The following is a 13,328-nucleotide window of genomic DNA, read 5'->3' as shown; positions in this document are numbered from 1 at the left end:
AAATATCTTTGAGTTATTCAAAAAACACATTTCTCTTCATGAAAAATTATATTTTAGTTCTATTACTTTCCTATTCTACTTTTGGAATTGCTCAAAAAGTAAGCAGCTATAGATTGACAAAGGAAGATATAATTCAAAAAGAACTTGACGGGGTTTCTGATTTTCCTATCTATAAAGCATTTGAATATCAGGATAAAGGCGGAGTTTATGAATTACTTTTATGCGAAAACCAAAAAAATATTTCTAAAAAAGATACTTTGAACACTAAGATTCAGGCGATTTCTACAATGAATGATCATGGCGGTTTTCTAGAAAAATGGAGAATTAATGATGTATTAGAATCTACTGAACCTAAGGAAACTAATATCTGGTTCTGGACAAAATATTGCAGTACCAAAGATCTTGATGCCGATGGTTATATTGAACCCATAATCGTTTACGGAACGAGAAATGAAAATGATGAAATAAAACGGGTTAAAATTATTACGGTTTACAAAAACAAAAAATATGTAATTCGTGCCGTGGAATGTGACTTAGACTATTGCAGAAGTTTTAAAAAAGATCAAAATTGGAATACGCTTCCGCAGAAAATAAAATCCTATGTCGATCAATTGGTGGTTAAGATTAGAAAAGAACAGGGGTTGTTGTTGAAAGATGGATAGGTGTTAGATGTTAGAGGCAAGATGTTAGAAGAAAGACTTTAGATGCAGACTTTTGATTATAACTGCAAGATATTAGACGATAAATGTTGGAATTAGCTTCGATGTATAATTTATATAAAAATACTTACATGAGAATGTTTTATTGTTGTAATTTTTCTACGCTTTAAGACAATGTCATAAAAATTAATCTCGCAAAGACAAAGCTTAAACACAATCTTGTCATTTCGACGCAGGAGAAATCCTCGTGAGAAGCTCGACAAAGATTGGATTCTCGTTGCGTAGACCGGATTAAAATCCGGCCCTACAATATATGTCGAGCCTCTGGCTCTTTCTTTACTAAAGCTTTTGCTTTAGATTCTCTTTTACCTCATCAAACCATTCATTCCTTAGAATACTTAGAACGATTGAATCACGGCGTACTTCGCTGTCTCTGGTTGGCATGTGGTTGCGAAAAACTCCTTCAACTTTACATCCGATGCTTTTCATGGCTGCGACACTGCGCTCGTTATTATTATCGGCGCGGAATTCTACACGCTCCATTCCAAGGGTTTCGAAGGCAAATTGCAATAATAAAAATTTGCAGTGTTTATTAAGTCCGGTTCCTCTAAAGGCTGATCCGTACCAGGTAAAGCCTAATTGCAGCGTTTTGTATTCAAGCTGAATGTCGTAAAAACGTGTTGATCCTGCGTATTTTTGAGATTTTTTATCGAATACTATAAACGGAAATTCTCTTTTATCTTCTCTCGCTTTTACTGCTGATTGGATATATTTTACCAAATTTTCTTTTCCGTCCGCACCAACTAAGGAATATTTCCAGGTTTCTGGCTCGTTGATGGAGATTTCTAATAAATTTTCGATGTCTGATTCTTGTATAGGACGTAATAAAACCAAATCATCCTCGAGGATAACGTTGTTTGAGAAACTGAAATTAGATGTTGTATTCATTTTTAAATTCTGATGAGATTGCTATGAAATGTTTCTATTTCTTCAAAAGAAGCTTTGTAAAGATATTTGAAAAAAATAAAAAGAAGAACAAAAAAATCAACAAATAAGCCTCTATTAGTTAGAGGCTTATTTGTTGATTTTTAGTTGATTTTAAAATTACTCACTCATTTCATCATAGCGCTCCGGAACTTGCGGATCGTATAACGGGCATTTGAATTCTTCCATCAACGCAACTAGTTTATTCATGGTTTTACCTTCGGTTCCGTAACAGTCGATTTTGACGCTTTGTGGGGTTGGGATTACTTGAAAGGCACCTCTTCCTTTGGTATTTTGCCAACTGTTTTCATCTACTTTTTCCCATTCTGAAAAAACAGAAGCGATTCGGTTCATGATTACTTCAACAGGAAGTTTTTCTAAACCTTCAATTTCTTCTTTTTCGACAAGGGCTTCGTAAACCTCATGATGGTTTAAATAGACTTCTTCTAAGTATTTCCAAAAAAGTAATTCGTACATAGCCTGATGTTTTTAGCCCCGATAGTAGTGAAAATCCTTTTGTGTCCGTTGCGGCGGACACAAAAGATTGTAACGGATAGCGGGATTAGCTCCTAAAAAAGCTAATTATTAATAAAAAAGGTCCTGTTGAAACTCCAGTATAAAAAAACCTTTGCAACTCAGAACCTTTGAACCTTTGTAACTTAAAAAAATTAATATTCGAATGTTCCGTACTCGCTGGTAATAGTAAGTTTTTTAGCATCGGCTGCTTCTACTCTACCTACGATTTGTGCGTCGACATTGAATGATTTTGAAATCGCAATAATATCTTGTGCGATGTTTTCAGGAACGTAAATTTCCATACGGTGACCGCAATTGAAAACCTGATACATTTCTTTCCAGTCTGTTTTTGATTGTTCCTGAATTAACTTGAACAATGGCGGAACAGGGAATAAATTGTCTTTTATAATGTGCAGGTTTTGAACAAAATGTAAAATTTTTGTCTGTGCTCCTCCACTGCAATGCACCATTCCGTGAATTTCGTTTGGTGTATAAGTGTCTAAAATTTTCTTGATAATTGGCGCGTAAGTTCTCGTTGGAGAAAGTACTAACTGACCTGCATTTATTGGGCTGTTCTCTACTTCATCAGTTAAATTTACCTGACCTGAGTAGATTAATTCTTCGGGAACAAGAGCATCGTAACTTTCAGGGTATTTTTTAGCTAAATATTTCCCGAAAACGTCGTGACGTGCAGATGTTAACCCGTTACTTCCCATTCCGCCATTATAGCTTTTTTCGTAAGTTGCCTGACCAAAAGATGTCAAACCAACAATTACGTCGCCTGCTTTAATATTTGCATTGTCTACTACATCGCTGCGTTTCATACGAGCGGTAACGGTAGAATCGACAATTATGGTGCGAACTACATCTCCAACATCGGCAGTTTCTCCTCCTGTTGAATGAATTGTTACGCCAAAAGATTTTAATTCGTTAATTAATTCTTCGGTTCCGTTGATGATTGCTGAAATAACTTCGGCCGGAATTAAATTTTTATTTCTTCCAATTGTAGAAGAAAGCAAGATATTATCTGTTGCACCAACGCATAATAAATCGTCGATGTTCATGATTAAAGCATCCTGAGCGATTCCTTTCCAAACTGAAATATCACCTGTTTCTTTCCAATACATATACGCTAATGACGATTTTGTACCTGCTCCGTCTGCGTGCATAATCAAGCAATATTCCTCATCCTGGGTTAGATAATCTGGAACAATTTTACAAAATGCTTGAGAAAATAAACCTTTATCAATATTTTTTATGGCGTTGTGTACGTCTTCTTTTGATGCCGAAACACCTCTTTGTGCGTACCTTTTGCTAGAATCTGAACTCATGAAACTTAGTTTGTGTTGATGTGGTGCAAAGATAATCCCTTTTTTTAATTCTTGGGACTATACTATTTAAAATTAGAACTTATTCTAATTAAAATCATATTTTCTTCTAATCTGTGATTCACAAAAAAAACGACAGTTTTTTGAATACTGTCGTTTTTTCTGTAACTAAATTGTTTTAAACATTTGAAGGCTTATATTTAATTGGCTACTAATACAACTTGTGATGTAGGTTATACAATTTGGAGAAGTATGTCATTCTAAAAAATAATTTGAAAACAAGATTTGTTCTTAATTTTCTCCTTTTTCATATTCAAATTTAGAAAACTTATCGTAAACCAAATCACACATATTTACTTATTTTTCAACACATTAGCTTCTTTTCGATAAAATGTGAGACTATCTCGATGAACTGCCCTTATCTTATTTTACAATAAGAAGAAAAATACTACTTTATATAATTCTTGTTTATTTAAAGTTAATCAAAAAAAACCTGTCTTTTTTGAGACAGGCTTTAAAGTATTATTTTGAGAATGTTATTTGGTAAACAACAATTCTCTGTATTTAGTTAAGGTCCAACTTTCGTCGTCTACTAATAATTCTAATTTATCACAGTGATTTCGAATATCTTCAAAATATGGTTTTACTTTATTGCAATATGCTTCGGCCATTTTTTGCGCATCTGTTAAACTGTTTGCCGTTTTTCTTTCATTGGTCATTGCCAATACTTTAGAATTTATACCTTCTATATGACCTGAAATTTCTTTGATTAAAACGATTTGCTCTTTTGCAATGGTTTCAAATTCTTTCCCGAAGATTTCTTTTAGCCCTTTTACGTTTTCAATTAAAGTATTTTGATAACGAATTGCTGTTGGAATTACGTGATTTCTTGAAATATCTCCTAAAATTCTTCCTTCAATCTGAATTTTCTTCGTGTATTCTTCTAATTCAATTTCGTAACGTGCCTCAACTTCAATATGATTCATAATCCCTAATTCTTCGAATAAGTCAAATGCTTGTTTAGAAACTTTGGCTTTTATAGCTTCAGGAGTAGTTTTAAAATTACTTAAACCTCTTTTAGCTGCTTCTTTTTCCCAAGCATCACTATACCCGTCTCCTTCAAAAAGTATTTTTTTAGATTGTTTAATGTATTCCCTTAAAACATTGAAGATTGCATCATCTTTTTTCATGTCTTTCGACTCAATTAAAGCATCTACTTCTATTTTAAAATCTTTCAATTGTTTGGCTACAATAGCATTCAAAGTAGTCATTGAATTTGAACAGTTCGAGTTTGAACCTACTGCCCTGAACTCAAATTTATTTCCTGTAAAGGCAAATGGCGAAGTTCTGTTTCTGTCTGTATTATCTAAAAGTACATCTGGAATTTTTCCAACTACATTTAGTTTTAAGTCTGTTTTTTCTTCAGGAGATAATTTTCCGGTAGTAACACTTTCCAATTCAGATAAAACTTTGGTTAATTGTGCTCCAATAAAAACAGAAATAATTGCCGGTGGCGCTTCGTTTGCTCCTAACCTGTGATCGTTACTTGCTGTTGCGATAGAAGCTCTTAACAAAGTTTCGTAATCGTTAACGGCTTTTATGGTATTGATAAAGAAAGTAAGAAACTGTAAATTGCTCATTGGCGTTTTACTTGGACTCAATAAATTAACTCCTGTATCTGTTGCCAATGACCAGTTATTATGTTTTCCGGAACCGTTTACTCCTTTAAATGGTTTTTCGTGAAATAATACTTTAAAATCATGACGCTCCGCAACTTTTTGCATCACATCCATTAATAAGGAGTTATGATCTACGGCAAGATTTGTTTCTTCAAAAATTGGTGCTAACTCAAACTGATTTGGCGCAACCTCATTGTGACGGGTTTTTACCGGAATTCCCAACAACATACATTCTTGTTCCAGATCTCTCATATACGTTAAAGCACGTGTTGGGATAGACCCGAAATAATGATCGTCAAGTTGTTGTCCTTTTGCAGATGTATGTCCTAATAATGTTCTTCCGGTCATCATTAAATCCGGACGTGAATTTGCCAAGGCTTTATCGATCAAAAAGTATTCTTGTTCCCATCCTAAAGTAGCGGTAACTTTTTTTACATTTTTATCAAAATATTTACATACTTCTGTCGCAGCTTCATCCATTGCTGATAATGCTCTTAATAACGGAATTTTATTATCTAAAGCTTCTCCTGTATAGGCAATAAAAACTGTCGGGATACATAAAGTTGTTCCATATATAAAGGCAGGTGAAGTTGGATCCCACGCTGTGTAACCTCTGGCTTCGAATGTATTTCTGATTCCACCATTTGGGAAACTTGATGCATCCGGTTCTTGTTGTACTAATTGTGCTCCGCCAAATTTTTCTACAGGATCACTTCCGTCATAAGAAGTTTCAAAAAAGGCATCGTGTTTTTCTGCAGTTGTTCCTGTAAGAGGCTGAAACCAGTGTGTATAATGTGTAACTCCTTTAGAAAGGGCCCATTCTTTCATTCCCATGGCAATATAATCTGCCAGTTTTCTATCTATTTTAGTTCCATGTTGAACCGCATCTCTTACCCCTTTTAAAGCATCTGAAGTTAAATATTGCTTCATTGCTTTTTCATTAAATACATTTGAACCAAAAATGTTAGATTTTCTATCTATTTCTTCAAAATGTACCGGCTTTCTTGTAGAAGCTTCTTGTAAAGCTTGAAAACGTAATGTTGACATGTATATAAGTTTAAAAATTTGTAATAATTTCTATTGAAAAAAGAAGAACAAATATAAAGAATAAAACCCCCTGTTTAAAAGATAAATTTCAGAAAATTATGCGACGATTTTTCAACAGAAGACGCTTTTTACAAAGAATAATGAATCTTAACTATAGAAATATAACAAAACACCTTGGTATTATTCATTAAATAAACATTTTTTCATAATTTCTTAACTCAGAAATTCAAAAAACCATCGTATTTATTACGAATTTATTTTTTTATGGTGTTAAAAATTGCTTTTTATAAAATATACCCCTACCAAAATTGCGCTTCTCTAAAAAATAATACTCTGCTAAACAAAATAGCCCCCTAATTTTTAGGACTAAAAAAATAAATCTATATTTGACCCAACGAAAAAAACAAAAAAAATTAATTTATATTATTATGGCTAAAATTAAGTTAGAGTACATTTGGTTAGATGGATATGAACCAACTCAAAATCTTAGAAGTAAAACTAAAGTTGAAGAGCACGAAAATTTCAAAGGAACATTAGAAGAACTTGGAAACTGGTCATTTGATGGTTCGTCAACAAAACAAGCTGAAGGTGGATCTTCAGACTGTCTATTAGTTCCAGTTGCGATTTATCCAGATCCAACTCGTATAAACGGTTACATTGTAATGTCAGAAGTTATGTATGCTGACGGAACACCACACCCTTCTAACGGTAGAGCTACAATTGATGATGATAATGATGATTTTTGGTTTGGTTTCGAACAAGAGTATTTCATCATGGATACTAAAACTTTATTGCCATTAGGTTTCCCTGTTGGAGGATATCCTGCTCCACAAGGTATGTACTACTGCTCTGTAGGTGGAAAAAACACTCACGGAAGAAAATTAGTAGAAGAGCATGCTGACTTATGTATCGCTGCCGGACTTAACTTTGAAGGTATTAACCAAGAGGTTGCCTGCGGACAATGGGAATTCCAATTATTTGCTAAAGGTGCTAAAAAAGCCGGAGACGAAATTTGGGTTGCTCGTTACTTATTAGATCGTTTGACTGAAAAATATGGTTACTATATAGAATATCACCCAAAACCACTTGGTGACACAGACTGGAATGGTTCAGGTATGCATGCTAACTTCTCTAACGAGATCTTAAGAACATGTGGTTCTAAAGAAACTTACGAAAGAATCTGTGAAGCTTTCCGTCCTGTTGTTGCAGAACACATTGCAGTTTACGGAGCTTACAACGACCAACGTTTAACTGGTAAACATGAAACTGCTTCTATTCACGATTTCTCTTATGGAGTATCTGATAGAGGAGCTTCAATCAGAATTCCTTTATATACAGTTCAAAAAGGATGGAAAGGATACCTTGAAGACAGAAGACCAGCTTCAAACGGTGATCCATACAAAATTGCTGCTAGAATTATCAAAACTGTAAAATCAGCGCTATAATTCTTAGTTTATAATATACTTAAAAGTGCCATCCTGATCAGATGGCACTTTTTTTATTGTCAATAGACCCGAAAGGTTTTAAAAACCTGTCGGGTTTGGCTTTACACAAAAACAACCACAATCATTGTCATTCCGAACGAGGAATCTCCGTAAGTAACTCTACAAAGATTAGCGAAATACTATGCGGAGTTACTTACGGAGATTCCTCGTTCCTCGGAATAACAAGATTGAGTTTTGATTGCGAATGATGGATTGAAATCCATCCCTACAATATATTTTGTTCCTATGGAACTGCTAGAAAAAATTCCAAAGGAATGATTTACATTGTAGCAACGTCCCGATAGCTATCGGGATTAATCCGTTGAAAAAAACGAATGAAAAAATAGTTTTTATCATAGAAATCGGGATGCAAAAAATGCGTGGACAAACTTTTTGTAGGGATCTTTGTCAAAGTTTTAAACTTTGACAAAGATTTTATGCGCATTCAAACCCGACAGGTTTTAAAAACCTGTCGGGTTTATAACACTAAATTTTTAAGGTAATTTTTATTAATAAATTTTTAAGTTAAACTTCAAAAACTATCTTTGTAAATCATTTAAAAATTATCATAATGGTTTGGATTTTCTTTTTAGTAGCTGTTGTAATTATTCTTGCTTTAGACTTGGGTGTTTTCAATAAAACACCACATATTATTAGTACCAAAGAAGCAAGTAAATGGACCCTGATTTGGGTAACGCTTTCATTCTTGTTTTCGGGAGTAATTTACTGGCTTTACACCACAGACTATATTGCAAATCCGGATCAGCTGAAACCAGCCGTAGCTTCAATGAAGTTTATTACCGGTTACTTAATCGAATTATCATTAAGTGTAGATAATATTTTTGTAATTGCAATTATTTTCGCTTCTTTCAAAATACCTCAAAAATACCAACACCGTGTTTTATTCTGGGGAATCCTTGGTGCAATCATTTTCCGTGGATTAATGATTTTCTTTGGCGTAATGCTTATCAATAAATTTACATGGACGACTTATTTATTTGGTGCTTTCTTAATTTTTACAGCTTTGAAAATGTTATTTTCAGGTGAAGAAGAAGATTTTCATCCAAAAGATTCATTCGTTTATAAAGCACTTGGAAAAATCATTCCGATTACCTCTGAAACGGATGGTGAGAAATTTTTCATTAGTACAAAAACAGCCAAAAAAGCTGCGACTCCTTTATTTGTAGCCTTGATTGTTATTGAAGTTATGGACGTTCTTTTTGCGGTAGACAGTGTTCCGGCAATTCTTGCTATTACATCAGATCCGTTTTTAGTATTTAGTTCTAATATTTTTGCCATTTTAGGTTTACGTTCTATGTATTTCTTCCTGGCAAATATGTTGGCAAAATTCAGTTTCTTAGAATACAGTCTGGTTGCTATTTTAGCTTTCGTAGGATTAAAAATGATTCTTCATGATTTTATTCACGTTCCGGAATGGGCTTCTCTAGGATTTATTGCTCTTTCGCTTTTAGTGGGAATTTTGGTTTCATTGAAATTTGGAGAAGAAAAAACACTTACAGATTCAAACGAAGAATAGTTTTCTTGACATATATACATAAAAAAAGGAGATTAAATGATCTCCTTTTTTTATGCTTTTGATAAGTTTTAAACCTTCAACAATAGTTAAATAATAAGATAAGTACTACAATTTAACTATTAAAAATAAGATTATACATTATTTATAACTATGTTTACTTTATTATAAATAATTTAAAAGCCTTTATCATGAGAAAAAATTACTTCTATCTCCTTTTCCTATTCTTATCTACTACAATTTCGTTTGCACAAAAAGTTACAATCACGCCAACATCCGTAAACGGGTCTAATGTTAATGCAGGCCCAATTAACCTTGCCTCTGTTCCTTACTCTTCTGTTTCATTAGGTGTAAAAGTTGAAATTCCTGACGGTGCCTCGGTGGACGACCAGGGAACTATAAAGATTTATTACATGAATTCTGTTGCCATAGGTCCTAATGTTGCTATTGGCGGCGACGGTGGTGCGTTATATTTTGGCGGCGCAAAAGTTGCTAATCGAAGTTTTACGATAAACTTAAACTGGGCAGATTTTCAAACCTCTGGAGGATTTATTTATGCCGAATATAAAAACATGAACAGCCCATCTGGAGCAGTATTTAAGAGTGCTTATCTTTCTGTGATTAAAAATGCAACCGTGACTACAGGAACCAATTTAAACCCTCCTGCAGATGCGCCAAACCCAACAAAAATTACAAATACATTGTGCTGTGACCAAACGGTTAGGCTTGGAGAAAAACCTGCACCAGTAACTGGTACTACCTATCTTAATCCTTATCAAAACGAACCTTATGGTATCAATTCTTCTTGGCAAGCTGCTGGACTAGGCAGTGTTAGATTTATAAGTAATAACCGTAGTACTTTAGAGATTGACAACATAACCGAACTTGGAAAATCTACAGTTACAAGAAGTTTAGGATATAACTATGGTGGTCAGTTTCCTAATAAAAGTAACTCTGTGACTATTACTGTTGTTCCATCACCAATAACTCCAAATGAAATTCGCATTAACGCTTCCATAAACACTGACGGTTCATCTGAAATTAATAATGCCAATCCAAAAGATATTTTTGGTGATAACTCATCTATAAATTTAAATATTCTTCAAGATCCTTTTTATGTTCCAAAAAGAGGAGATACAAATGTTATGATTGATAAGTACGAATGGGAATACCGCATAACAAACGGTACTACAGAAGACAGTTCTTCCTGGATCACAATTCCTAATCAATCTTCGCCTTCATTGAATTCGTCATATTTACCACGCTCTAACAGCGATAAAGACAATTTTTATTTATTAAGAAGAATAGCTATTTATCAAAATTTAAAAATAGCTAGTAATTCATTAAAAATATCACTAAGAGCTATTCGTGACAATAACACAATATGTTGTGATCAAACTTTAGAAGTATCATCTTCAAATATTGTTGAAAGACCATCTACTATTACAGGAACAACTACTGTCTCTAATAAAAATACTTATCTATTTTATCAATGGCAAAGTCAAACAGTTACAGAAAGAGGGGCGAAATTTAGTAATTGGACAAATATACCTTATGCTACGTCAAAGGATTACTTTCCGTCGACACCTGAATTTGTTCCCGGTGTTGGTAGAAACCAACCTACAGTACCGACTTATAATTACAGACGTATAGCAACAGATAATATTTACACTGGTGAAACATACTATAGTAATGAAGTAAGCTTAATCCCTTCTACAAATGTATATTCAACATCAACACTTAAAATATATCCAAATCCAGCGACTTCAATAATCAACATTGAAAATACATATAACAGAACTGGAGGAATCGATTTAAATGACGCTAATATTAATATTGTAAATATTACAGGTAATATTGTAAACTTAAATGATTTTACAAAAATAACCCCTACCCTTATTAGTATCAATGTCTCAAATTTAGTTAACGGAATATATTTTATAAATGTTTCAAATAATAGGTCAGGAAGATCATATACTGAACAATTTACTTTTATTAAAAATTAAATATTAAACGTAAAAAAAAGGAAATCTTGCGATTTCCTTTTTTTTACGTTTAATAAAGAATGATTATAATTTTACATTTTTAACATTACTATCATCAATGTTATATTTTGCAATAACAGCATTATAATCCGAATAATCTGCTTTTACTTTTTTTGCATTTACTCCGTCATCACCTGGAATAATAACAATTCTAAATGTTTTGCCAATTCTAAAACTAGCAGGTAATAGAGAAAAATCACTTAAACTACCATCAATAAAAATTGTAACATTATTTTTTGAAAAATTAAAATTATATTGAGCTGTTTCTGTGCCATTGTTAAAATAATATATCTGAGGTAATAATGCCCATTTATCAGCTTGATTTGAAGCACTAACTAATTCATATACTAAAACATTATCCCCTGATAGCATGCCTTTTAACGCAACATTATTTGCATAATTCGGACTAACAAAGTCCATTGTAGCTTCAGTAACAAAAGGAAGTGGGGCATCAAATCCTGGAGGTCCTTCTGGTCCTTCTGGTCCTTCACAACTAGAAAACGCGATTAGTCCAACGACTGCAAAAATGGTAAGTATCTTTTTCATAATTTTTATATTTTTTATATTTATAAAGGTATTCCAAAAACCAAACCAAAAAAAAGAAAAACATAATTTTTTTCCTAACTTTTTTAATCTCATTTGCATTTACTAAATCATTTCGCGCGTAAAATACCCGTAATCAAAGGGGAAACAAAAAAAATAATTTTCAAAAAAAAGCATCCGCTTTTAACGGATGCTTTAAATAAGGTTTATAAATTAATCTAATTACCGGCAGAAATAATTTTTTTAGAACTGCTGCCTTTATTAGTCGTAATTCTAAGAATATAAACTTGGAATTTACCTACGTAGAAATCAATATTTAAGGTATATTCTTTGTCTAAGTAAGAATTTGTATCTGTTTTAGAAGATAACAAAGTTCCTGATATATCAAACAATTCAATTTTGACATCGCTCGCATAATTAAAGTTATAACGAATTGTAATGTAATTTTTAAATGGAACGGGATAAGCATCAAAACTAGGTTTTTTGCTTTCTTTTCCACTGCTTTCAACTATAGGTGTTTCTGTAGTTGTAGGTGTCTCAGCAACTATAGGTGCTTGAGTAGCTACACAAGCAAGTGGCGGAATGTTGTATCCTATTGCAATTCTACATTCATCAAATGCATTGTTTATCAAATCTACCAAACTTGCGATATCAGAAAGAGAAGCTCCATTGGTATTTCCTCCTCCTAACGCTTGATTGGCTAAGTTAAACAAGTCCCAGACTGTTTTATCTCCTCCTAGTTTACTAACTACACTGTTCGAAATAGTGTAATATTTATATTCATTACTTACTGTTCCGTCAGGATTACAAATACGTTCTTTTGGAGTTTTAGATCCGCAACCACCAACAGGCTGGGCAACAGCTAATATACCTGCTTGCAATTTGAATTTACTCAACTCACTATCAATACCTAAATTAAGTCCTAAAGTAATGGTTTGAGCCAATAAGGTATTATTGATTTTACCATTTTTAAGATAGTCAGCAGTTAATGCACTAATGTGAGGATTTCCGTTTGGCAACACTTTGCTTCCTCCTCCTCCAGGTAAATAGGCTATAACACCATCAATATCAGCTGGATTATTAGATACTAAAACAGATTTTCCAACTAAACCAATTGTCATTGTTCCACCTGGATAAGTACTTAATGATTTCGCAATAAGAGCTTTGGTTGTGTAAGAAACTCCTCCTGCACATGACATACCTCCAATATTTCCATAAGCACCTTGAGTATAGGTACAAATTGGAGTTGTACACGGAGTGATCAAAAATGTTGACACTTTTTTAATCGTTTCACAATTGTTCGAAACAACATATTCAATAACTAATGGCACCCCTATTTGAGGTTTCACAAATTGAGATAAATCTGTAGCCTGAACATTTCCAGAGCATCCTCCTGTATATTTAAATCCAGCAATCCATGCCACAAATGCAGCATCTGGATTTTCACCACAAGCAACTGTTTTATTTGGAGGACTTGAAACATTAAGTAAATCAGCTTTAGTAATGGTA

Annotated in this window: 10 protein-coding genes; 4 read left to right on the top strand and 6 right to left on the bottom strand. The window is 33.3% G+C overall.

What is annotated here, in order from left to right:
* Positions 1-38: 38 nt before the first annotated feature.
* Positions 39-662 carry a M949_RS01915 family surface polysaccharide biosynthesis protein gene (locus LPB88_RS04140; RefSeq protein ID WP_230712741.1) on the top strand — a complete coding sequence of 208 codons (624 nt, stop codon included), beginning with the start codon at positions 39-41 and terminating at the stop codon, positions 660-662.
* Positions 663-998: 336 nt separating this feature from the next.
* Here LPB88_RS04140 and LPB88_RS04135 read toward each other — a convergent pair whose 3' ends face one another.
* The 4 genes from LPB88_RS04135 to LPB88_RS04120 all read right to left on the bottom strand — a co-directional run bounded on the left by LPB88_RS04135 (position 999) and on the right by LPB88_RS04120 (position 6,213).
* Positions 999-1,607, bottom strand: a complete 609-nt coding sequence (locus LPB88_RS04135) for a GNAT family N-acetyltransferase (protein ID WP_230712738.1) — start codon at positions 1,605-1,607, stop codon at positions 999-1,001.
* Between the two features lie 156 nt (positions 1,608-1,763).
* Positions 1,764-2,120 carry a hypothetical protein gene (locus LPB88_RS04130; protein WP_230712737.1) on the bottom strand — a complete coding sequence of 119 codons (357 nt, stop codon included), beginning with the start codon at positions 2,118-2,120 and terminating at the stop codon, positions 1,764-1,766.
* Positions 2,121-2,311: 191 nt separating this feature from the next.
* Positions 2,312-3,490: an AIR synthase related protein gene (locus tag LPB88_RS04125; RefSeq protein WP_230712735.1), complete on the bottom strand. Its 1,179-nt coding sequence runs from the start codon at positions 3,488-3,490 to the stop codon at positions 2,312-2,314.
* Positions 3,491-4,023: 533 nt separating this feature from the next.
* Complete coding sequence (locus LPB88_RS04120; protein ID WP_230712733.1) at positions 4,024-6,213, bottom strand: glutamine synthetase III; 2,190 nt, start codon at positions 6,211-6,213, stop codon at positions 4,024-4,026.
* A gap of 428 nt (positions 6,214-6,641) precedes the next feature.
* Between LPB88_RS04120 and LPB88_RS04115 the strand changes: the two genes are divergently transcribed.
* The 3 genes from LPB88_RS04115 (at position 6,642) to LPB88_RS04105 (ending at position 11,237) form a co-directional block, all read left to right on the top strand.
* Positions 6,642-7,658 carry a glutamine synthetase beta-grasp domain-containing protein gene (locus tag LPB88_RS04115; RefSeq protein WP_230712731.1) on the top strand — a complete coding sequence of 339 codons (1,017 nt, stop codon included), beginning with the start codon at positions 6,642-6,644 and terminating at the stop codon, positions 7,656-7,658.
* Between the two features lie 607 nt (positions 7,659-8,265).
* A complete protein-coding gene (locus tag LPB88_RS04110; RefSeq protein WP_230713492.1) occupies positions 8,266-9,234 on the top strand; it encodes a TerC family protein in 969 nt (322 codons plus the stop codon).
* 188 nt (positions 9,235-9,422) lie between these two features.
* Complete coding sequence (locus LPB88_RS04105) at positions 9,423-11,237, top strand: T9SS type A sorting domain-containing protein (RefSeq protein ID WP_230712729.1); 1,815 nt, start codon at positions 9,423-9,425, stop codon at positions 11,235-11,237.
* Positions 11,238-11,300: 63 nt separating this feature from the next.
* Here the strand turns inward: LPB88_RS04105 and LPB88_RS04100 are convergent, their stop codons facing one another.
* Complete coding sequence (locus LPB88_RS04100; RefSeq protein ID WP_230712727.1) at positions 11,301-11,822, bottom strand: hypothetical protein; 522 nt, start codon at positions 11,820-11,822, stop codon at positions 11,301-11,303.
* Positions 11,823-12,037: 215 nt separating this feature from the next.
* The coding region (locus tag LPB88_RS04095; protein WP_230712725.1) for a T9SS type A sorting domain-containing protein at positions 12,038-13,328 on the bottom strand (1,291 nt) is incomplete at its 5' end.

The organism is Flavobacterium sp. JAS (assembly GCF_020991455.1).
In the GTDB taxonomy this organism is placed as follows: Bacteria; Bacteroidota; Bacteroidia; order Flavobacteriales; family Flavobacteriaceae; genus Flavobacterium.
Note: the sequence above shows the minus strand (reverse complement) of the source record. Positions and strands in the feature narration are given on the sequence as shown.

Coding starts and splice junctions, on each gene's coding strand:
- LPB88_RS04115 (WP_230712731.1), top strand. CDS start 6,642: ATGGCTAAAATTAAGTTAGAGTACATTTGGTTAGATGGATATGAACCA.
- LPB88_RS04105 (WP_230712729.1), top strand. CDS start 9,423: ATGAGAAAAAATTACTTCTATCTCCTTTTCCTATTCTTATCTACTACA.
- LPB88_RS04135 (WP_230712738.1), bottom strand. CDS start 1,607: ATGAATACAACATCTAATTTCAGTTTCTCAAACAACGTTATCCTCGAG.
- LPB88_RS04130 (WP_230712737.1), bottom strand. CDS start 2,120: ATGTACGAATTACTTTTTTGGAAATACTTAGAAGAAGTCTATTTAAAC.
- LPB88_RS04140 (WP_230712741.1), top strand. CDS start 39: ATGAAAAATTATATTTTAGTTCTATTACTTTCCTATTCTACTTTTGGA.
- LPB88_RS04100 (WP_230712727.1), bottom strand. CDS start 11,822: ATGAAAAAGATACTTACCATTTTTGCAGTCGTTGGACTAATCGCGTTT.
- LPB88_RS04120 (WP_230712733.1), bottom strand. CDS start 6,213: ATGTCAACATTACGTTTTCAAGCTTTACAAGAAGCTTCTACAAGAAAG.
- LPB88_RS04125 (WP_230712735.1), bottom strand. CDS start 3,490: ATGAGTTCAGATTCTAGCAAAAGGTACGCACAAAGAGGTGTTTCGGCA.